The sequence below is a fragment of the Okeania sp. SIO3B5 genome, assembly GCF_010692555.1.
In the GTDB taxonomy this organism is placed as follows: Bacteria; Cyanobacteriota; Cyanobacteriia; order Cyanobacteriales; family Microcoleaceae; genus Okeania.
In genome coordinates, this window is record NZ_JAAHHG010000130.1 from 1 (window position 1) to 22,465 (window position 22,465).

Sequence of the window (22,465 nt, forward strand, 5' to 3'; positions counted from 1 at the left end):
TAGCAGTTAAAGCATATTTTTCAACCTTTTACTCAAGCAGATGCTTCTACAACTCGTCGGTATGGTGGTACTGGTTTAGGGTTGGCAATATGTCAACGTTTATGTGAAAGGATGGGGGCAAGAATTTACGTTAAAAGTAAATCAGGGGAAGGTTCTACATTTACTGTTTGGTTTCCAGAAAAAGTAATGCTCTAAGCTTTAGAATTTAGAATTTAGAATTTAGAATTTAGAATTTCCGTTTGTCATGTTCCGCAAACAGAATTCAGGAGTTACTGACTAGGAGAAAGAAAGCATTTGAATAGCATGAATTTTTAAATTCGTATTCAATAGAACAACGGAACATTTAATCAAAACTTGATTAAAACTAAAACAAACTGGAGAAATAATCAAGATTTATATAAAATAATATGAGCAAATATTGATATAGAAAGTACGTTATTTCAGTTATCAGTTACCAGTTATCAGTACCTCTGCAATAAGGAGGCTTGAGTTCTGGAATATTCTCTTTTTTTTCCTTAAAACCCACATTCCGCACTTCAAGTTGTAACATGAAAATTAGTATAAAATCCGTAGCAAACTTAAGTATTTATACTATATAAACTATCTTCATTTACCTCAATCGAGAGTCAAATTCTCAGTGAAATATTGAGCATAAATACTTACTGAATCCTTGACTCCTATTGACCACTATAATTTACTTCTTAATGCATGACTTCTTATTTCTTACTTTTAACTTCTTATTTTCTTACTTTTGACTTTTGAATGCATGACTTTTGACTTATATTTTATACTACATTTTGTGGTGCGGAATGTGGGTTAAAAGGGGAGGCTATTGACCAAAAATTTTCGGTCATAAAAAAAATGTAAAATCACTGTTTTTGTTCCACAAATAGTAATGAACTGAATGGTATTTAATTCAAAAAAACTAGAAAAAAACAATTGTTAAAATTGAATCAAAATAAAACCCAAGGGTGAATACCCTATAATAGAAAACGGTTTTTTCTACTAAAACTTCTACAAAACTACAAGTTAAAATTAAAGTAAGCATTCAGCCGTCAGCTAGCCTCCTATGGTCAGAACTTTCCTAGGTCATGCTACGCAAACGTTAACAGCTATCAGCTATTACTTTGATTTTTTGATAAAAGCTTGGTTATTCAGAATTAAATCTTACTTACTACAAAAGCAAATTTTCAAATCTATATTCATTATAAACCTTCTCCTTAAGGTTGAGATTTTATTGCTGTTTGCGCAGCATTCCGCAGGAATAGCTGACAGCTAATAGCTGAATGCTTACAAATTAAATAAATGGCATTGCTGAATTAAGGTATGAAAGTAGGTTTATAGGTATGGAGGGAACACTTAACTGGGAACAGGAAACAGTTAATATTAACAAGTAGTTCAAACCATCCAAAATACAAAATCAAAAATATAAAATTATCAAATCATACCCAGAATCAGCAACGCCAAATAAATTAAAGAAAAATAAATTAAAGAAAAACGAAAAAATATGCAACTAAATAATCCTAACCAATTTACAGAAAAGACTTGGGAAGCGATCGCTAGGACACCAGACATGGCTAAAACCTTCCAACAACAACAAATCGAAAGTGAACTCTTAATGAAAGCTTTGTTAGAACAAAATGGACTCGCAACCAGTCTATTTAACAAAGCAGGAGTCTCAACTTCTAAAGTAGAAGAATACACAGACGCATTTATTAGTCGTCAACCCAAAGTAAAAAATACACCCAGCAATATCTACTTAGGTCGTAGTCTAGATACTTTGTCAGACAATGCTGAAAAATACCGTCAAGAATATGGAGACGAATATATCTCCGTCGAACATTTCATGCTTGCTTATCTCAAAGACAACCGCTTTGGTAAAAACCTCTATAAAGAATTGAAACTAGATGAAGCTAAACTCAAAGAAACTATTTCCCAAGTTAGAGGCAACCAAAAAGTAACAGACAAAAACCCAGAAGGTAAATACGAAGCTCTAGAAAAATATGGTCGCGACCTCACAGAATTTGCTCGTGAAGGAAAACTTGACCCCGTTATTGGACGAGACGACGAAATTAGACGCACTATTCAAATACTCAGTCGTCGTACTAAAAATAATCCAGTATTAATAGGTGAACCAGGAGTTGGCAAAACAGCGATCGCCGAAGGTCTCGCCCAACGTATTATTACTGGAGATGTTCCCCAGTCTCTCAAAGACCGCCAACTCATCGCCCTAGACATGGGTGCTTTAATTGCTGGTGCTAAATTTAGAGGCGAATTTGAAGAACGCTTGAAAGCTGTTCTCAAAGAAGTCACCGACTCAGACGGTAAAGTTATCTTATTTATAGATGAAATTCATACAGTTGTGGGAGCAGGGGCAACTCAAGGGGCGATGGATGCAGGAAATTTACTCAAACCAATGTTAGCTAGAGGAGAACTCCGATGTATTGGAGCAACAACTCTCGATGAGTACCGTAAATACATCGAAAAAGATGCTGCATTAGAACGTCGTTTCCAACAAGTTTATGTCGATCAACCCAGTGTAGAACATACCATCTCAATTTTACGGGGTCTCAAGGAACGCTATGAAGTACATCACGGTGTGAAAATTTCCGATAGTTCCCTCGTCGCTGCTGCTACTCTTTCTACTCGTTATATTAGCGATCGCTTCCTTCCAGACAAAGCAATAGACTTGGTGGACGAAGCGGCCGCTAAACTCAAAATGGAAATTACTTCCAAACCAGAGGAACTTGATGAAATTGACCGCAAAATTCTCCAACTAGAAATGGAGAGGTTATCACTACAAAAAGAAAGTGATGCTGCTTCTAAAGAAAGGTTGGAAAGACTAGAAAAAGATTTGGCTAATTTGAAAGAAGAGCAACGCACCCTAACTGCTCAGTGGGAAGCAGAAAAAGGCATTATTGGTAAAATTCAGACTCTCAAAGAAGAAATTGATAAAGTTAATATTGAGATTCAGCAAGCAGAGCGAAATTATGACCTCAACCGTGCTGCTGAGTTGAAATACGGTAATTTGATTAATCTACAGAAACAAGTAGAGGAAGCAGAAACTAAACTCGAAGCAACTCAAACCAGCGGACAAACTTTGTTGCGAGAAGAGGTAACAGAAGCAGATATTGCTGAGATTATTTCTAAGTGGACTGGCATTCCCATCAGTAAGTTGGTGGAGTCGGAAAAAGAAAAGCTGTTGCATCTAGAAGAAGAATTACATCAACGAGTTATTGGCCAAGATGAGGCTGTGACTGCTGTTTCTGATGCCATTCAGCGATCGCGTGCAGGTTTAGCAGACCCCAACCGTCCAGTGGCGAGTTTTATTTTCCTTGGTCCTACTGGTGTGGGGAAAACAGAGTTAGGAAAGGCATTGGCAGCATATTTATTTGACACCGCAGATGCGATGGTGCGCATTGATATGTCTGAGTATATGGAGAAACATTCTGTGTCTCGTTTAATAGGGGCACCTCCTGGATATGTTGGTTATGATGAAGGAGGTCAGTTAACTGAAGCTATTCGTCGTCGTCCCTATACGGTTATTTTGTTTGATGAAATTGAAAAAGCGCACCCAGATGTGTTTAATATTATGCTGCAAATTTTGGATGATGGGCGAGTTACTGATTCTCAAGGTCACAAGGTTGATTTTAAGAATAGTGTGATTATTATGACGAGTAATATTGGTTCTCAGTTTATATTAGATGTTACCGATGACTATGAGCAAATACAGAGTCGGGTCATGGAAGCGTTGCGTGCTGCTTTCCGTCCAGAGTTTCTTAACCGTATTGATGAAACTATTATTTTCAAGGGGTTACAGAAAGAGCAATTACGGGAAATTGTACAATTACAAATTGTACGTTTAGAGAAACGGTTAGCTGAACGAAATATGTCACTGAAGCTTGCTGATGCTGCTGTTGACTTTTTAGCAGAAGTTGGGTACGACCCTGTATATGGCGCTCGTCCATTAAAGCGTGCAATTCAGCGAGAGTTAGAAACGCAAATTGCTAAGGGTATTTTGCGTAGTGAATTTAATGATGGTGACACTATTTTTGTGGATGTTGAAAATGAGCGACTTTCATTTCAACGGTTGCCATTGGAGTTAGTGATGGCTAAGTAGGGTTTGCTGAAAAAGCAAAGTGTGGGGTGGGGAGTGTGGGAAGGCTGGGAAGTGTGGGGAGGGTGGGAGGAATAATTGTTCTTTTATTTTTCTGTTATAGTTATACCCCAAAATTCTCACTTTTTAAGGGTAAGTGAATTGAAACAGGCACACTTTTTTCGATCCAAAAAAATAATAATAAATCTCTTCTGTTAATTCCTTAACGTAATCTCCTACATCTTTCCTTCGATAAATCCTCTTTTTAAAAAGTATTAATTCTGATTTGTTAATTGAAAATTTGTCAAACAATAATTTCGGAACGCTACCCTCCCCTATTTGATAGAAAATAGCAGCCAGTTTTACGGTTCCTATTTTCTCAAACAACCTTGTCAAATTCCTATAATTATGATCGTGTTGTTCTGGCGGAGACCAAAACTTATAAATTTTATTCAATAAATTACTCCATTGGGGATATTGATTCTTCAGAGGTTGCAAACTCTGTCTCTTTTCAATGTAATTTCCCATAAGATTGAGAACATTTTCCAACTCTTTAGAAAGCGATTTTTGGTAAACCTGACTCCACAACCCTGACTCAGCTAATAACAACTGAGATTGTTTAAGAATTTTCCGCTCATCAATCAAGTAATCAATCACATAACAAATACCCCATTTGAGAGATTCAGAAAGTATAGGAAAATTCTCAGTAAATTTCGGAGTTTCTTGTAACATCAATTCCTGTAACCTTAAGGAAATAGTATAATGTGTTTCCCACTCCTTTGAATCAGCAAGCCATTCTAGAAAAATTGGCAAAAATTGTGGAACTAACATTGCTTTTAAGGTCAACAGTCGCACATAGCGATCGCCATAAATATTTTCTATGACGGCAAGAGAAGCTCCCTCCTGATCTAAAATAGATTTCCAATAATTCTCATCGAGCTGTGGGTTTCCCAGAGCATTTTCTAAACTCGTGATATGTTCCTGCCTGACTCGACCACTCATAAACGCTTTAATTACTGTTTTGATCTCAGATGTCTGCAATAACCAGCTTCGACGGCGGTCTAAAACTTCCCTGATAGCCACTTCTGCTTGATCATCAGCAGGATAAATCACTTGAAAAGACTCCGGTCGTTCCAGTATGGCCACTTTATAAGCCCATGAGCGATCGCTATTGGGTGTCAACCTGCGCGTCATTTCATTTAACAGCAACGGCGCACAAAGCTTTTCAGCAGGAACAACGATTGGTGGAGACTCGTTCAACATATCCTGAAAATCATTTAACGGAACCTGCATAGAAGCAGGATTTGCTTGGTGAGGTTGCCCAATCGCTCTTTGATCAAACGGGTCAAACACACGCGGTTTCCCCATCCAGCGCAAAATAGTTTGAATGTTTTCTTCTCCCCAACACAGAAAATAACGGTATAGAGATACCCATCGTCTGCTATCGTCGCGACCCCATGTCACGACCGCTACTACTGACCACATTTCCCCGTACCCTCTTACAACCCGCCCTACGATCGCCGGGTCTCCTTTGACAACACCTTCCGCCAAAAACTCGCGATTAGCAATTGAATCTAACACCGCTTGCGGAATCTGGTCAATTGTCCGGTTCATATACTCTTTGGTATATCCGCCAGATTCCCATCCGCTTGGCGTACCTTTTATCTCTATTCCGGTACTAAATTCGTGGATGTCTATTTTATTCTGCATACTCATAACTATAAAAAAAAATTTAGTTTCAGTTTCAGTAGTGGACCGACACAGCTAAAATGGTGCAATAGACGTAGGTTGGGTTGATGGACGAAACCCAACAGTAGTAAGGTTTTGTTGGGTTTCACTCCCGTTCAACCCAACCTACATTTTTAGGCGTGTCAGTCCAGTAGGGTGTGTTAGCGAAGCGTAACGCACCGAAATATATTAGGTAGGCTGTGCATTCTCATTAACGCACCCTACTACAAGATGGCTTATATCATGTTCGGTTGAATACTTACACTTTGGAGTCAGGAAGGCAGAAGGCAACCCACCCCTCGCCCCTCCCCCTCCCAGGAGGGGAAGGCAGAAGGGAAGAAAAGGTTAAAAGGGATAAAGTTTTTTTATAACTGACCCGTCCGAACATGATATTACTAACTAAGTCCCAAGAAGCGGTGCGTTACATTTCATTAACGCACCCTACAAGTTTTGCTGCTGGAGTAACTGACTGACCAACAGTGAAAGGATTTCTCTTTGTGTCTTTACTCATAATTCAAGAATATAAGAATTTATATGATTTAACAAAATAATATAACACATTTACTTCTCTCTGCAAACTTCTTGCTCTAATAGCTATAACAAAATATCGATCGCCTGAAACATTGCTCTAATCTGTTGCGCTTCATTCTGATTTTGTACTTCATACAATGCTAACGCCTGACGATAAGCTGCCATTAAATCCTGTACTGATTCAATCTTGTCATCTACAGTACGCAAATTCGATAACACCCAACCTAAATTGCGATAAGCTGGTGCTAAATTTTTATCTTGTGTGACTGCTTGTTCTAGATACGCTTTAGCATCCTGCCACTGGTTGAGTCTTGCTAACACTGTTCCCAAACGATAACAAATCCAAGCATCTTCGGGTATTTGCTGGTGGCGGCACTGATACCACTGCACAGCACTTGTCAAATCATTGAGGTGTTCGTCTATTAAACCTCGATCGCGTGCTACCCAATCAGGTATATCCTCACACTGACAAGCTAACTCTAAACTTTGGCGACAAGCAGTGAGATTGCGATCTCGATACTCGTACCAAGCTTGTAGTCCCAAAGCAACGGCATTATTCGGCACTTGTGTCACAAAATTTCTTAGCCGTCGCTCGACATCACTTCCTTTTTTCGTAGTGACTTTCTCTAATGCAGCGATCGTGAATGGGTATACCCAAGCTCGCAATGTCATTGCCATTTGGGAATGTTCATTCTGAGATTTAAAAATCGCTTGCGTTCCAGCCTGAACAACAAACCTCCACTGTTTTCTGTGGAACGATATCCAAGCTTGTAAACCTAAAGCAAAGGTGGAATTGGCATCCAACCGTAATCCTTGTTGAATCGTCCTGTCTGCGGATTCCCAATTTCCTTGTTGTCCCAATGCCCAAGCGAGATTAGCGTGCATCCAAGCTTCTTTCGGACTGAGGCGAATACCTTGCTGTAACTGTTGCACAGCATTATTCCACTGGTTGCGGTGACAACTTACTAAACCACACACACCATAACTGCGTCCGTCCTGGGGCTTGAGTTGCATTGCTTTTTGGGCTACAGTTGCAGCACGTTCGCCGTCAAGATACACTAAAACTAAGGCTAGCTCAACTGTTGCTTCTCCATTATCCGGTTCTTGCTCTAGAAAAGTTTCGTAAGTGCTAACAGCATTAATTAAATCGCCTTTGCTGACATAATCTTTAGCCTTTTGATGCAGAGGAGAAACAAGTTTTCCATCAAGAGCATTAATTAACTCGTCAGCAGTTTGGATGCGTTCTTCTACACGAAAGCGCATTCCCATTAAAATCACTCGTTCAATGTGAGGACTAATGAGGGAGTTGATTTGTCGCGGTGGGATTAGAGAATCGGATACACCTCCCAATAAGACTTTGGCGCGTTCAGGTGCTCCACTTGGTAACTCTCCAGTAAGTAATTCATACATGGAGGCACATAGAGCGTAAATATCGGAAGCAGCATAGCGTTTGCTACTTTTTGAATATTGCTCAAAAGGGGCGTATCCAGGGGTGAGTAGTTGTGTCAGGTCTCCAGTTTTTCCGGCCATGAACTCTCGTGCTGTTCCAAAGTCGATTAAAACAGCGCGATCGCTACTATCGATCATTATATTCTCAGGTTTTATATCCCGATGCAATAATTTGTTCTGATGAACGACTACTAAAGCATTAGCGATCTGTTTGACATATTTAATAACTTTGCTCTCCTGTAAAGGGTTTTGATTTGTCACAAGGTTTGACAGAGGAACTCCATCAATAAATTCCATCACCATATAAATACTGGAATTTTCTTCAAAACAATCGTAAACTTTGGCAATATTAGGAGAGTTACAACGTTGTAGGTAAGCAGCTTCTAATTTAAACTTTTCAATTTGTTCTTTCCGGTCTATGGGAGCAATTGAGGATGGCCATAGAATAGATTTTCCCTGTCTATATCCACTTTCTGGCCACAACTCTTTGATAGCAACTAGAGCAGAATTAGGACAGTAAATGGCTTTGTAAGTAATTCCAAATCCTCCTTGACCGAGAACTTGCTCTATTTTGTAATATCCCTGTTTGAGTAACGTTCCCATCGGGAGATGGAGTCCCGATACGGAAGGTGAGGAAGTTGTTTGTGTGGGAGTCAAAGCTGTTCCACAGACGATGCACGAGTTAACATCAGGGGGATTTTCATGTAAGCAGGACGGACAGATATTGTTCATTTTTATGGAAGCCAGAAGTTTTTGAAGTCAAAAGTCAAAAGTCAAAAGTCAAAAGTTAAAAGTAAGATTTTATATGATCTCTGATAAAAATACGGAAGTCAAAAGTCAAAAATATAGCAGTTTTCAGGTCAACGAATCACATTAAAAAAATGATAACCCAGCAGGAACTTTGCATGCAACGTCACTACTTTGTGGTCTACTGAAATGAAGCTAGACTTCAATATTCAATATCTCCATCTCTCTATCAACAATCTCCTCCAAATATATAATTAACTGTTCAACCTGATTTTAGATGAGGGTTTGGAGACTAAACCCCTACAGTAATGTTTTCTGATTTTTTTCTAGGTGAGGGGTCTTATATCATGTCCGGTTGAACAGTGATAAATAAATAACTACGGAGGAGTCAGGAGTCAGGAGTCAGGAGTCAGGAGTAAAGAGGGAAGAAAGAAGAAGAACTGGAGTTGAAGGAGAAAGTTTTTTATAACTAATTATCCGGACATGATATTACCCCAAACTGCAACGTTGTAGTTATGGAAATTTTTGGATGATGTCAGAATTCGAGCATATAATATGTTCATAATTCTATTTAGACTTGAATATTCAATCTCTCCATCTCCCTATCAACAATCTCCTCCAAATATATAATTGAGTGTTCAACCTGATTTTAGATGAGGGTTTGGAGACCAAACCTCTACAGTAATGTTTTCTGATTTTTTTTCTAGGTGAGGGGTTAGACACCAAACTGCAACGTTGTAGTTATGGAAATTTTTGGATGATGTCAGAATTCGAGCATATAATGTGTTCATAATTCTATTTAGACTTGAATATTCAATCTCTCCATCTCCCTATCAACAATCTCCTCCAAATATATAATTGAGTGTTCAACCTGATTTTAGATGAGGGTTTGGAGACCAAACCTCTACAGTAATGTTTTCTGATTTTTTTTCTAGGTGAGGGGTAAGACCCCAAACTGCAACGTTGTAGTTTTTGAAATTTTTGGATGATGTCAGAATTCGAGCATATAATATGTTCATAATTCTATTTAGACTTGAATATTCAAATCTCCATCTCCCTATCAACAATCTCCTCCAAATATATAATTGAGTGTTCAACCTGATTTTAGATGAGAGTTTGGAGACCAAACTCCTACGGTAATGTTTTCTGATTTTTTTCTAGGTGAGGGGTAAGACCCCAAACTGCAACGTTGTAGTTATGGAAATTTTTGGATGATGTCAGAATTCGAGCATATAATATGTTCATAATTCTATTTAGACTTGAATATTCAAATCTCCCCATCTCCCCATCTCCCCATCTCCCCATCTCCCCATCCCCCCAAATTTGATGTGAGGGGTCTTACCCCAAACTGCAACGTTGTAGTTATGGAAATTTTTGGATGATGTCAGAATTCGAGCATATAATATGTTCATAATTCTATTTAGACTTGAATATTCAAATCTCCCCATCTCCCCATCTCCCCATCTCCCCAAATTTGATGTGAGGGGTCTTACCCCAAACTGCAACGTTGTAGTTATGGAAATTTTTGGATGATTAAGAATCCGGTTTCATATAATCGGTCTCTTAAGGAAAATAAACCTCAACAGGAGTAATGTGACAGCGTAACGCTAATAGAGTTGCATTATCTGTTGCGCCACGTTTTAAAACCTGCTTGATTGCTTGATTTACAGCAGTCTGTAACACTGTTGGTGGCATGATTGGCATGAAAAGTTCCATCAGTTCTTGGTCGCTCACCAAATCCCAAACACCATCAGAGCATAACAAAATAACATCACCATCTTGCAACTCTATATCAGTAACAGTTTGTACATAACCCTGGGAAAGGCGCTTTTTCGACCCCAAAGATTTAGTTAGAACATTGCGGTCTGGATGTTCCCGACTTTCTTCTTCGGAGATTTGACCACTAGCTACAAGCATCGCTACTAAAGAATGATCTTCGCTCAACTGACGAATTTCTCGATCGCGCACTAAATAAATACGACTATCACCTACATGAGCGATCGACATTTTTGTAGATTCCAATAACACTAAACTTAATGTTGTTCCCCCATTTGGAACTGCCTCCGACACTACAGCATTTGCGTGTTCTACAAGAGAAACAAGCCACTGCTCTCGACTATTTCGAGTATTCCCGACTTCTCCACTCAATCCATCCAGAACACTCTTCACCGCTAAACGACTAGCCACTTCTCCCTGGGCCATTCCTCCCATTCCATCTGCTAAAGCTGCTAAAACAACAATTTCAGACCCTTGAGAATCATTTTGAGTGATTCCATAACTGTCTTCATTATGTAACCGTTGTGGAGAAAGTCCCACCGTTGATTCACTAGCTATTTCCCAGCTCACACGGACAGTACCTAAAGTATTGTGAGCCTGGATGAGCAAACTCCGCAACTGTACTAGAGAAAAACGTTCATCAACAACAGGAGATAAGGATAACGCTAGCAATTGAGACAAGAGAGGGACTGAACATTTTTTATACTCCAATTCCTGGGTAGGTGGGTATCCATGCAATGTATGATAGAGTAATGCACCAATAGTGTAAGTGCTACTTTTTTCCTCTGGTGTAGGATTAAAGGCTAACTCAGGAGCGCAATAAGTTCCCATCAACCCAGAGGTGAGTGGGGTAGCTTCGGGATAAGCACAAGTGAGGTCAAAACAGCAAATAGGTTTACCGATTTCTATCAAGTCTGGATCGAGGTCGATAAAGCACCATTTTTTTTCATGGAGATACCAAAAAAACTGACAAATTTGGGTGCTCAATTTTAAGGCTTCGAGTGGACTGGGAAGGTTTTTTAAGCAGTTACTTAGGGTAAGCTGCTGGTTAGGAAACGCTGTTAACAGAAGCAACTGTTCGCCCTCATTGCCGGGAAGGGGTACTTCTGGATAATACTCCTCTTCGAGATAGTCACCATTGTTAGGTTTATCAGAAGAATTTAAGGAGTCTGAGTCTAGTACCTGAACCTCATCTTCACAAGACGATATTGGTTGTTCATCAGATGGAAGTTCAGAATTTGTTGTGTTTTCTACAACAGTTTCAACAGTCTCTGCTTCTATTTCTGTTTCAAGGGTTGATGGTGTGTCAATTTCTAACTCTTCATTGAGCTGAAGTAAAGTTTTCTGACTTGTTTCACTATTAAGATTCGATGTAAAAGATTCTTCTATAGGGGTTTCGACAACAGTATCGTTGGCAGATGGTGATGGTGCCACAATTTCTGAAATGTCGGAAACTGTAGTTTGTGCGAGTAGAGGAGCGACTAACGCATACTCACCTAAAATTTCCCGCAGTTGTAACTCCTGCTGAAGTAAACCTGTTGCCGAACCCACACGCAACATTCCTATTTGATGATTTTCGCTATCTTCAGTGTCAAGACGTACTTTAAAATAGCGAATTTGATTATTACGTTGACCTATATTTTCCAGTACAGTTATGGAAAACTGTCCAATTTTTAACGAAGTATTTTCTGAAATCACGAGCTTGCTTGATAATGATGTAATTATTTCGTGCTTACTGCTCTTTTCTGGAGAAGTCTATTAGCTAGGGTTTCTATGGAAAGTCTTTTTGCTGGGGTAGGGAGTAGGCAGTAGCTAGGATGTAGAATAAACGCGAATTACAGAGTCAGTGGCCAAAACAATAGTAAGAGTAATTTTTCGGGTAGCAAAAGCCGAAAATTTTCACTTTTGTAACCAGACCTTCTGAAAAGCTCATACTTTTTCCAGACATAAAAAGCCTAAAACCAATATCAGTCAATGCTTTGATATTTAATCAGCAAACCCTAATTAACCAGTTACAAAATCCCAAAAGCCTTACCAATAAATACTTTTGACTTTTAACTTTTAACTTTTGACTTCCGCATAGTGGCACTAGGAAATGTTTTTCCAACTGTTCCCTGTTCCCTGTTCCCTGCTATCTCATTCCAAATACATTACTTGTTGTTGTTGAAATACGAACTGAACTTTCCCAAAAGCGACTTCATCCCCAGGATTCAAACTCATGGGAGTGGTAATTCTTGCCCCAAAGCGAGTTTGACCACTGGGTTTGATAAAGACACCATTAAGTGAACCTAAGTCTTTTACCATCCACTGCCCAAATTCTGGATAAATTTCGGCGTGCAGACGTGACACTGTATCCCCACCAGCAAAACTTTCAAGATCGATATCTACCGGACCACTATCTGGATCGAACACCCCTACCACCGCAACAGCTTTTAGAGGAAATTCTGCTTCAGGGGCGTTCACCTGTTTAGCAACCAAACGCGCAGGAGATGTTGTTGTTGCTGCAGGAGGTGTGGGAATAACAGGAGATATCGTTGTTTTTGCAAGAGGTGTGGAAATAGCAGGAGGTGTTGTTGTTGGTGCAGGAGGTGTGGGGATAGGAGAAGGAGGCTCTAATCCTGGTCCTGGAGGCGTCATGGGAATAATTTCAGGACTCGAAATTGTTGGATTTGTTTGGATCATGGTGGGAGGCATACTCTTCAATTCTGCACCACACGCTTCGCAGTATTCGGCATCGGCAGGATTGCTATCGTAGCCACAAGTTTCACAAGTAATAGACATAGTTTTTTCTCCTGATTAATCGTTGTTTTTACAATATAAGAATAGCAGTAAGCGTAGATTAGGTTTAGGAACCCCGAAACCCAACCACAACAGACCTCTCCAAAAATACAGATTTGATAACGGCGGTTCAGCAATTAATTAGGGTTTTCTCAAAAAGTCTTTTTCAAGGAGTAGGGGACCCACCCCTCGCCCCTCCCCCTCCCAGGAGGGGAAAAGGGGAGTAGGGGAGTAATTTTTTTGCCCAAAGTGCTAACTTTTTGAGCATGAAGAGCTGAAAACCAGATATTTCTGACCATAAAAAAGGCTAAAACCCCTATCTATCAATCCTTTTCTATTTAATCAACAAGCCCTAATTATTAATTATTCATTATTCATTATTAATTATTCATTATTCATTATTAAGTTCCTGTCATATTACGGATTTGTTCTTCTGAAAGTCCATCATTAGGACTATCGCTCATCTTGACTGTTTTACCCTTAGCACCCATTTTTACAGTTTTGCGGGTTCCTGAAGATAGTTTACGGGTTTTGCGTACTTCTTCAATACCAACATTCAGAGTTTTTAACATTGCTTCATTTCCAATTTTGACAGTTACTCGTTTTGCTGTTTCCAGCAGTTTTGCTGCTTGATCGGGGTTACTATCGGCAATTGCTGCTGCATTATCGACCAATTGACCAATGTTGCACTGTTGTACATATCCCATGACTTCAGGATTTGTTTGAGCAATTCCACCTTGTCCGGCAACCAACTGAATAACAAGGTTTTGAGGGGGTAGTTCTCCTCGTCGCTGCTGACCTGGAACGTCGTAGGTCAAACCTAGTTGAGCAATACGAACCCGTGATTGCGCTCTGCTATCAATATCAAATTCCAGAATAAAAATCGTATCGTCATTAGCGAGAGCGCTGCCAATGAGATAGGGGTCTTGAGTAACAGGAATATCAGCGCGGTCTGGATAAACACGGTTAATTCGTTGTAAATTCACCCCTTTGACAGTACGAACACTAAGCTTGAGGTTATTGATAACTTCAGCTTGAGCTTGTTGTACTTCTTGAAAAATAGTCTGTGGCAGCTCGGAAATAGGGATATCAGTGGTTCCAGCATTACTTGATCTTTCAACAACGTTAAAAACTCGACCTCCAGTATTATCGCTTAAATATACTAATAAGTCTTCGTTGTATTCACCGACACCGAGAGCAGTGATAGGAATTCCAGCTTGGGCAAACTCTACCGCTAGTTCTCGACAGTCAGTTTCATCAAATGTCTCTCCATCCGTGAAAATGAGTGTGCGCCGACTGCTAAGAACAGAGTCTTTCAAAAGTTTCAGGGATTCTTCCATTCCCAAAGCCATCCTTGTACCACCACTAAAACTTCGGAGTTTGGAGATGGCTGTTTGAAGAGTGGCAGTATCTGTGGCAGTAGTCAGGGGCAACACAACTGATGCTGAGTCATCAAATTGTACTAAGGCAATGCGATCGCGAGGGTCTGCTTTTTGATCAGTGACCAGGCGATCGAGAGCTTCGACAACAATATCAATTTTTGGTTTCCCTACTCCACTATCATCATACATTGAACCACTGGTATCAATAACAAAGGTGAAGGTTGTCGAGGGACGACTTGCTGAAACAACGGCGTTCGGACGCAGTTTGAGCATGACAAACAGTTTTTGTCCGGGAGTATCAGCAGCTAGAAATTCTCGATGGGGGGTAATGGTTACGTCAAGCATATTTTTTTGAGTAATAGGTTTTGAATATAGCAATTTCCACAGTTATGAAGTAAATTTACGATCCCCCTAAATCCCCCTTAAAAAGGGGGACTTTTTGTTGGGGTTGGGAAACAAACATAGAAAGTGTAAGAAACATTCATATTGAATTTACTTCTGCTTCATAAAACTGACATAAAACGTCATAAAAAGTGACATTTTAATGTTTACTTCCTGCTTCCACCGGAACTGTCGGCAGCACTCCGTCCACAGGCATCAACGGTCAAGCTGACCGCATTTCTTAATTCTCTGATTAAGTCAATGCTCCCCCCTTTTTAAGGCAGGGCTGTTTCAAAGTATTGTAGATTAACGATTTAAAGAGAACGGAAGATGAGGGGATAGTGGAACAGTGAAATTTGCCAAAATTTGCCGATTTTTCAGCAAAGTACGCGTCTTTAAGCTCTAAGAGAATATTTGGTTCAACGTCGCTTAAAAGCCTTCATCCCCGTGTCTCCGTGTCTCCGTGTCCCCGTGTCTATCGAGAATGAAACAGCCCTGCCCCTTTTTAAGGGGGGCGGGGGGGATCTAAAAGTGTTACCTCATAGATTAAAGAATTGCTATAATAGGTTTAATTAAATATCAATGGAGGAAAAGCTCCATTTTTGGGGCAAATTTGACTTAGATCGGGAGGAAATAAATCGGGAATTGAGAAATCTCCTGGGTCTTGAAGTTGATGAATTTTATCGAATTCAAGTGGTAGGAGATTGAGGCTGAGACTGGTCAAGCGATAGCCCCTGTAGATGTCTTCCATCCAAGTTTCAACAATAGTTTTTAGATGATAATCATTAATCGAACAGGATGTTTTTGTTTGGAGAGTTGAACGCAGTTGTTTACGAAATTCTGAATTAAATAAGCGTTCTGGATTATTTTCTAACTCATAACCCAAGTCTAAACTGTGCTCTACAGGATTTAAGTTGGGTTGATTTTCGTTAGCAATTTTAAGAGTGTATTTTACCATAAATTTTTGTTTTTCAAATTAGATTCTTCTTTAATCCTGCACTAGGTCTCCTCCAGATTCCATACTGACAGCATATTTCGGGCAAATGAGGTACAAGCTTGAATAGTAAAATCATTGTAGTGCGGGCATCTTTCCCGCGACAGGTGTACCTCATCACAACGGGAAGCGCTGTAATATCATGTTCCCCCGGAGGGGGAGCTACGCTAACGGATAAGAGCGTGATAAAAAAACTTTATCCCTTTTAACCTTTTCTCCCCTTCTGCCTTCCCCTCCTGGGAGGGGTTAGGGGTGGGTTGCCTTCTGCCTTCCTTCCTCCAAAGTGTAAGTATTCAACCGAACATGATATAAGAGCTACTTGAGAATATTTTTGTGCTGGATTTCTAATGAGACATCTCCAAATTTACGACTTGAGCCATCTGAAAGTTCCTGTTTTAAAATTCTCATATTTTTAAACTTCGGGTGTTCTTTAATTGAGGGGTCAAATTCTAAAATAACTTTTCCCTCTTCAATAAACATCTTAGCAAACTTTGCCGGAAAGCCTGCATCTCTTGATAAATAAACATGAGCATTTCGGGAGCTACCAAGTTCAATGGGTTCTGTTCCCAAGGAAATAGTCGTAGATTCTGAGTTGCTCCAGCGAAGCAATAATACTGCCTCCCGGTCTAGTTGCTCACTCAGAGCGATCGCTAACCCAATGCAAAATCCTAAAACCGCCGCTCCTACCAAACGAGCTGGAATCACACCTACCACTGCATCAAGTAATAGAAAACAAGTTACTCCTAAAACACCCCCCAACCCTCCAGCAAAAAAGGCTTTGTCACGAGGTAGGTTAGGCACAACTAGGGACATCCCACCACCAACAAGGGTTCCGAGAAAAGTCCAACCTGTCATTCGAGCTACAATTAATAAAGCCGGGAGATTAGCGGTTGGCAAAAGCGCCAATTGACCGATCGCCCCACCAACTACTCCAGCGAGGAAACCACCCCCACTTCCTAGAGCAATTTCTTGGCTCGATAGCAACCGACGACGGAGGTTATAATTTTGTCCAACAATTAAGGCCAATCCAATTCCGAGAGCAAGAAAACCTGTCCATACTCCTGTGCGGAAAATGCCAAAGACTAAGCCGTAATCACCACCTTTGTCAGATAGTTGTTGGATTGCTTTTTCAGCAGACCGGAAAGCTTGGTCTATTCCTCCAGAGTTAGCAAAAAACACTAGGTTTGGATTTCCTGTCAAGGAGGTGAGATAGTTACTGTCTGCACCTCCCGTTCCCACTGCCACCAGGTTAATCCCTGTAGCTCGGATTTGTCGAGCCATAGATTCTGAAGCCCCAGGGTTGTTGGGTTCACCGTCTGTAAACAGGAGGACATTGGGAGCGTTTCTATTTTGTAGAAGAGAAGCGACTGTGTTCAGACCTTGAGTCAGGTTTGTATTTCCAGATGGTCTGAGATTAGCGATCGCTTGTTTGAGTTCAGTTTCATCGGCATCAAAAGTAGTCAGAACTCGCGAGTTGTCCGAAAATTCTACAATGGCTAATTTCTTAAGGGTTAAGTCTTGTCGTTCAACGAACCCCGTAGCTGCTGCTTGAACTTCTGGAAGTTTGCCACCCCCCATACTAGAAGAAGTGTCGATCAGGAGAACGACTGCTTGAAGTTTGGGAGGTCGTTTGGTAACAGACAGCCATATTTCACCGAATATTGCAGCAGCTATCAGACATCCAGCGCCACCAAATATTCCGAATAGAATTGGTTTAGGGAGTTTTTGAGTCAAGTTTTGTAAGTTCATTGTTATTTATTTTTTTGAGGTTAATATATTGATAAATTATGTTTAGTTAAACTTATTAGACATCTCCAGAAAATAAATCTTTTAATTAGAGCAGGCTAAGGATACAAAAAATTCACCCTAAAAAATCTTTTTTCGTGCCTTCGCGCGTAAAAATATCTTACCTGTTGCCTGTTGCCTGTTGCCTGTTGCCTACTCCTGCAAAAAACCTATATCTTTTTCGGAGATGTCTATTGAATAACTGGTTGTTTTTTTAGTAGATTTTTCCCCTTATAAACACTCAAGTGAGAATTATTAATGATATATTTGTATGTTTTATTGATAGCAATATATCCTTCGCCATATTGGTTAGCAGGGAGAAAAATAGAATCATTATTTCCTGTTTTTTGAATCCCGTGGTAATATAATTTACCTTTTTTCTTATAAATAAATATCTGATTACTATTTGTCTGAAAACAATCTACTAAATTTAAACCATTTGCTTTAACATTATAACTATCATCTAAAGGCTCATCACACTTTTTACCTATAACTTTGGTTGTTTTTGTGTTAGGTATTGTTTCTGTATTAGGTTCAGACAATTTCATTTCTATCTCGAAAGTTGTAGTTCCTTTTAAGGAAGCGAGATGAACAGTATAGTTTCCGTTCATTGGTAATTCCACTCCAGAAAGTAATTTTTTATCTGGAGTATAAATCCAAACACAGAGTTGATCGTTATAGCGATAGCTCAATTTTTGTCCCTTTTTTCCTTTAAACAAAAACTCAATATCATCATCAGAGCTAATTTTTCCTGTTTTCTGAACTGCTTGTCTGTCAATATCGATCATCTGTGGATTTGTCAGATTTCCTGGAGGTATATCAGGACATTTTTTCTCTGAGTTGGAAGTAACTTTTTTGTTATTAATAGGTTCAGACAATTTAATCTCTATCTCGAAAGTTGTAGTTCCTTCTAGAGAAGCAAGATGAACTGCATAATTTCCGCTCACTGGTAATTCTACTCCAGAAAGTAATTTATTATCTGGGGTATAAATCCAAACACAGAGTCGATCGTTATAGCTATAGCTAAGTTTTTGTCCCTTTTGTCCTTCAAACAAAAACCCAATATCATCATCAGAGCTAATTTTTCCTGTTTTCTGAACTGCTTGTTTGTCAATATCGATCATCTGCGGATTTGTCAGACTTCCTGAAGGTGTATCAGGACATTTTGTGCCTGGGTTTAAAGTTACTTTTGTGTTGTCGATTTGAGAAGTGTCTAATTGAGAAAAGTCTGTTACAGACTGACAGCTACACAAACCCAAAAACAGAAAAACCAGGAAATACCCGATTTTAAGTTCATTTAAACATAAATAAGTTTTTTCGGCTTTCTTGAACATAAAATTTTACCATCCTTATAGAATTGGTTTAGGGAGTTTTTGAGTCAAGTTTTGTAAGTTCATTTTCATTAATGGATAATTGATAATTGATAATTAGTATCCCCTCAAGAAATGGGAATTATAGAGGAGATAGTAGGAAGAATAGTCCCTTGATTTTTTTGCCCAATTCTTGAGCAAAATCCGCTCCTAATTGAACCATTACTATCTAATACCAATTTGATAAATGTTTGCTACAAATAGCTAGGGTATTTCTTAGAATTTCCTAGGTCATGCTCCGCAAACAGCAATCCTGCAATTCAGGAGTCAGAATTAATAGATTTAATACCAGTTTTCAGGTCGTAAATTCTCTTTTTTATCAAAGAGACATTTCCTACAAAATCTTTTTATTGCACTTATTATTCGTAACATTCTTTTTTAAAATTGGTATAAAACCTCGCACTTTTTGATACTTAAAAAGGCTAATACCTTTATCTGCAAATACTTTTAGATTTATTCAGCAAGCCCTAATTAATTATTGAAAGCAGTTTCCTAATTTCCTAAAACTTTGTATTTCATCAACATTAGTTGTGAGAGAACCAGGGAAATCTCCTACCCCTGTCCATCATTCTATCATAGACTAATCGTGAAATATCTGGGAAAATTTTCTCGTCCTCTGCATATTTTTTGTTGTTTCCAAAAATCACTAAAATATAATTAGATGTTCGATCGGGACTATGTATAATTGCTGCATCTTGACGACTGCCAGAATACCAACCAACCTTAGAAAAAACCTGAGCATCTTCCGGTAACAATTCAGGGAAAAAACCCTGGACAGAATTATATTCTGTATTTTCCCAGTAATTCCGATCTAAATTGCGCTTCATAAAACTTTTAATTTTTTGGCTATGCTCTGGGGAAACAGCTTTTGTATATTCGATTTCATAGAGTAAACGTGCAACATCATAAGTTGTAACATAGTTTCTTTCTATTTTATTTGGTTTCTGTCGCATCTTTAAATCGAAACCTTGCGGACTCATTAAATCGAATTTGGGAATCGGAAAATTTTTCTGGCTTAAATTAATGTTTTGATATCCAGCACTTTTAAAAAAATTATTAACAGACAAGCGTTTATTATGCCAATCATTAAATTCAGAATCCGGTAGTTTTTTGTCCGATCTAGTATTAGTTATTACATCTAGAACATCACTGGCAATTTGATTATCAGACTTATTAATCATTTTTTCTAAATGTGCTTCAGGAATTGTTCCTGGAGCAATAACTCCTTTTTTCTCTTGAGCATAATATGCAACAATCCAAAATAGCTTCGATATACTAGCGGGAAATCGAGGCATTTTATCTTGATAATAAGCATAAAGACAACAAGTATCTTGACTCAGATCGATCAGACTAATTGATAAGTCTGTTGATGAAAATCCACGTTTTTCAACCTCTTGTATCACTTCCTCAACAATTGCCTGAAGTTCCTGGTTTCTATATGAAATAAAGGGAGGTTGTCTGTTGACGTTATAGCTTAATTTGGTGGGAAACTGCACAGATGTACTAGGAACATCGGGTGAACTTAAAGGTGGTCGATATATTGAGTTTTCTTGACCTGAATATCCCGGTGGTAATGTCGAATTGGAACTAGGTGTGAGCAAAGACATTTCATTATCCAAACTAACCTCTAATTGATAATCAGTAGGACTATTTTGAGCTGACAAAATAATCGTATATTCTCCAGGTTGAGTTAAGTTTTGCTTCCTTTCTCCATGAATTACAACATCTCTAGTGCTATTGGGAGCTTTGAGAATTGTTTTAATACTGGTGTTTAATTTCAAGCTGGAATTAGCTGTTACCTGAAATTTAAAGCAATGGGACTCGGATTTTTTTAAATATCCATATTTGAGATAACTTGATTGTACTAAATCCAGAAAATCTTCTTGGGTACAAACTGAATTTTGATTTCCTGCTACTTGGCGATCGCTACTTTTGAGACTAGGGAGAAGATTTACCACCAAGAGAACTCCAGATATTCCTATGATCAAACTACCGAGGACAAGAGAAACTCCCTTGAATCTTCGGCGTTTGTGACGTAGGCGTTTTTTATAAATATTGGGTTTAAAGTTAGGATGTTGCAATGTTAGTTTGCCTTACGATAATCAAAAATTTTCCAATTTCCGTTTTCTTGAATCAGTGAATAGGAATAGCTTCTGGTGCTAGTTCCAGATTGCCTATAGTCTATACCATTTGGTCCATAGAGTGTTCTATCTTCGTAGACACTAACCGTTAATTCAGGTTGCGCTCCCGATACCGAAAAAGAAATTATACTTGCAATTCTTGATGTTTTATACTTGTAGTATGAATTATTTCCGCGCAACCAATCTACCGAACCACCTGGTTTCGTAATATCTGTGTACAAAGGCCCAGATGTATAAAGATATCGACGAGCGGGAGTAGTATCGAAAGGGTGAGCAAAAACACGATTTTTAGAACTCAACCAGTTATTTACTAACCTCACAGCTTCATCTTGACTCAAATTTACTCTGGAACGAGATTGAGAAGGAGAACTATAAGTTTGAGGTATGGGATAAGGTGAGGATGGTTGAAAGTTGTTTGAGTTTGAAACTGGTGGTACTGGAACTTGGGAAATGGGTGCAGGAACAGAATCGGACAATTTCATTTCAATCTCGAAAGTTGTAGTTCCTTTTAAGGAAGCGAGATGAACAGCATAGGTTCCATTAATTGGTAGTTCTACTCCAGAAAGTAACTTGTTATCTGGAGTATAAATCCAAACACAGAGTTTCTCGTTATAGCTATAACTCAGTGTTTGTCCTTGTCTTCCCTGAAACACAAACCCAATATCATCATTAGAGCTAATCGTTCCTATTTTCTGAACTGTCTGTCCATCAATATTAATCACCTGTGGATTTGTCAAACTTCCCGGTGGTTTATTAGGACATTTTGTTGTTGAGTTGAAAGTAACTGTTGTGTTGATGATTTGAGAAATATCTGGTAGAGACTCGCAGCTACACAAACCAAAAAACAGAAAAACCAGGAAATACCCAACTCTAAAATCCTTTAAACTTAAATAAAATTTTTCGGCTTTCTTGAGCATAAGATTTTACCATTTGTCTATAAATTTTGTAATAGTGACATACTCCTACACTAAGCTGGCGCTATAGTGTAAGCTCTCTCGTTTCGTAGCCCTGCCATTGCATCGGGCTCCACGAGCTTTAAAGACGGAATGCCCTACCGCCCTATTTTTTATATTTATCGCATTTCCTAGGTTATGCTTCCCTACGGGATGCTGCGCAAACGCAAACAAGTCGCGGTCTATTACTATGCCGCAGTGCGGGCAAGAATGGGTTCGTATGTTTCTTGACTTTCTCACCACAATTTGAGCAATCTTGGCTGGTATTTTTGGGGTTTACTGCTATAGTCTTCACCTCCAGCATTTCCAGCTTTGACAGTCAAAATAGTTAGAAATTGGCCCCCAAATCGCATA

At 39.1% G+C, this 22,465-nt stretch carries 14 protein-coding genes and 2 pseudogenes; 2 read left to right on the top strand and 14 right to left on the bottom strand.

The annotated features are described in order from the left end of the window. Both F6K54_RS18445 and clpB read left to right on the top strand, forming a co-directional pair. Window positions 1–195: pseudogene (locus F6K54_RS18445) on the top strand (ATP-binding protein); the annotation flags it as partial. A gap of 1,312 nt (window positions 196–1,507) precedes the next feature. Next, window positions 1,508–4,120 (top strand): ATP-dependent chaperone ClpB, encoded by a 2,613-nt coding sequence (clpB, locus tag F6K54_RS18450; protein ID WP_293080222.1) that lies wholly within the window; start codon window positions 1,508–1,510, stop codon window positions 4,118–4,120. Window positions 4,121–4,243: 123 nt separating this feature from the next. On the opposite strand, the gene F6K54_RS18455 is transcribed toward clpB, so the two are convergent. The 14 genes and pseudogenes from F6K54_RS18455 to F6K54_RS18520 all read right to left on the bottom strand — a co-directional run. Next, entirely contained in the window at window positions 4,244–5,812 is a 1,569-nt protein-coding gene (locus F6K54_RS18455) for a hypothetical protein (RefSeq protein ID WP_293080225.1), read from the bottom strand. A gap of 606 nt (window positions 5,813–6,418) precedes the next feature. After that, window positions 6,419–8,536: a protein kinase gene (locus F6K54_RS18460; RefSeq protein ID WP_293080227.1), complete on the bottom strand. Its 2,118-nt coding sequence runs from the start codon at window positions 8,534–8,536 to the stop codon at window positions 6,419–6,421. 653 nt (window positions 8,537–9,189) lie between these two features. Then, the gene (locus F6K54_RS18465; RefSeq protein ID WP_293080229.1) at window positions 9,190–9,342 is read right to left on the bottom strand and encodes a hypothetical protein; all 153 of its coding nucleotides are present in this window, start codon (window positions 9,340–9,342) and stop codon (window positions 9,190–9,192) included. 75 nt (window positions 9,343–9,417) lie between these two features. Continuing rightward, entirely contained in the window at window positions 9,418–9,570 is a 153-nt protein-coding gene (locus F6K54_RS18470) for a hypothetical protein (RefSeq protein ID WP_293080231.1), read from the bottom strand. A gap of 234 nt (window positions 9,571–9,804) precedes the next feature. Next, entirely contained in the window at window positions 9,805–10,023 is a 219-nt protein-coding gene (locus tag F6K54_RS18475; protein WP_293080233.1) for a hypothetical protein, read from the bottom strand. 91 nt (window positions 10,024–10,114) lie between these two features. Continuing rightward, window positions 10,115–12,025: a protein phosphatase 2C domain-containing protein gene (locus F6K54_RS18480; protein ID WP_293080236.1), complete on the bottom strand. Its 1,911-nt coding sequence runs from the start codon at window positions 12,023–12,025 to the stop codon at window positions 10,115–10,117. 438 nt (window positions 12,026–12,463) lie between these two features. Then, window positions 12,464–13,108, bottom strand: a complete 645-nt coding sequence (locus tag F6K54_RS18485) for an FHA domain-containing protein (RefSeq protein WP_293080238.1) — start codon at window positions 13,106–13,108, stop codon at window positions 12,464–12,466. Window positions 13,109–13,506: 398 nt separating this feature from the next. After that, a complete protein-coding gene (locus F6K54_RS18490) occupies window positions 13,507–14,832 on the bottom strand; it encodes a VWA domain-containing protein (RefSeq protein ID WP_293080241.1) in 1,326 nt (441 codons plus the stop codon). 604 nt (window positions 14,833–15,436) lie between these two features. Further along, window positions 15,437–15,826, bottom strand: coding sequence for a hypothetical protein (locus F6K54_RS18495; protein ID WP_293080243.1), 390 nt, complete (start codon window positions 15,824–15,826; stop codon window positions 15,437–15,439). A 351-nt stretch (window positions 15,827–16,177) separates the two neighbouring features. Beyond that, window positions 16,178–17,611, bottom strand: a complete 1,434-nt coding sequence (locus F6K54_RS18500) for a VWA domain-containing protein (RefSeq protein WP_293080246.1) — start codon at window positions 17,609–17,611, stop codon at window positions 16,178–16,180. 227 nt (window positions 17,612–17,838) lie between these two features. Further along, window positions 17,839–18,981: a hypothetical protein gene (locus F6K54_RS18505; protein WP_293080249.1), complete on the bottom strand. Its 1,143-nt coding sequence runs from the start codon at window positions 18,979–18,981 to the stop codon at window positions 17,839–17,841. A gap of 560 nt (window positions 18,982–19,541) precedes the next feature. Further along, window positions 19,542–21,098 carry a serine hydrolase gene (locus F6K54_RS18510; protein WP_293080251.1) on the bottom strand — a complete coding sequence of 519 codons (1,557 nt, stop codon included), beginning with the start codon at window positions 21,096–21,098 and terminating at the stop codon, window positions 19,542–19,544. Between the two features lie 2 nt (window positions 21,099–21,100). Continuing rightward, the gene (locus tag F6K54_RS18515; protein WP_293080254.1) at window positions 21,101–22,075 is read right to left on the bottom strand and encodes an ARC6/PARC6 family protein; all 975 of its coding nucleotides are present in this window, start codon (window positions 22,073–22,075) and stop codon (window positions 21,101–21,103) included. Between the two features lie 45 nt (window positions 22,076–22,120). Further along, a pseudogene (locus F6K54_RS18520) lies at window positions 22,121–22,465 on the bottom strand (zinc ribbon domain-containing protein); the annotation flags it as partial.

Excerpts from the sequence above, each read along its gene's own strand:
- F6K54_RS18470 (WP_293080231.1), bottom strand. The coding sequence starts at position 9,570 with ATGAACATATTATATGCTCGAATTCTGACATCATCCAAAAATTTCAAA.
- F6K54_RS18505 (WP_293080249.1), bottom strand. The coding sequence starts at position 18,981 with ATGTTCAAGAAAGCCGAAAAAACTTATTTATGTTTAAATGAACTTAAA.
- F6K54_RS18460 (WP_293080227.1), bottom strand. The coding sequence starts at position 8,536 with ATGAACAATATCTGTCCGTCCTGCTTACATGAAAATCCCCCTGATGTT.
- F6K54_RS18455 (WP_293080225.1), bottom strand. The coding sequence starts at position 5,812 with ATGAGTATGCAGAATAAAATAGACATCCACGAATTTAGTACCGGAATA.
- F6K54_RS18495 (WP_293080243.1), bottom strand. The coding sequence starts at position 15,826 with ATGGTAAAATACACTCTTAAAATTGCTAACGAAAATCAACCCAACTTA.
- F6K54_RS18490 (WP_293080241.1), bottom strand. The coding sequence starts at position 14,832 with ATGCTTGACGTAACCATTACCCCCCATCGAGAATTTCTAGCTGCTGAT.
- F6K54_RS18465 (WP_293080229.1), bottom strand. The coding sequence starts at position 9,342 with ATGAACACATTATATGCTCGAATTCTGACATCATCCAAAAATTTCCAT.
- F6K54_RS18500 (WP_293080246.1), bottom strand. The coding sequence starts at position 17,611 with ATGAACTTACAAAACTTGACTCAAAAACTCCCTAAACCAATTCTATTC.
- F6K54_RS18515 (WP_293080254.1), bottom strand. The coding sequence starts at position 22,075 with ATGCTCAAGAAAGCCGAAAAATTTTATTTAAGTTTAAAGGATTTTAGA.
- clpB (WP_293080222.1), top strand. The coding sequence starts at position 1,508 with ATGCAACTAAATAATCCTAACCAATTTACAGAAAAGACTTGGGAAGCG.
- F6K54_RS18485 (WP_293080238.1), bottom strand. The coding sequence starts at position 13,108 with ATGTCTATTACTTGTGAAACTTGTGGCTACGATAGCAATCCTGCCGAT.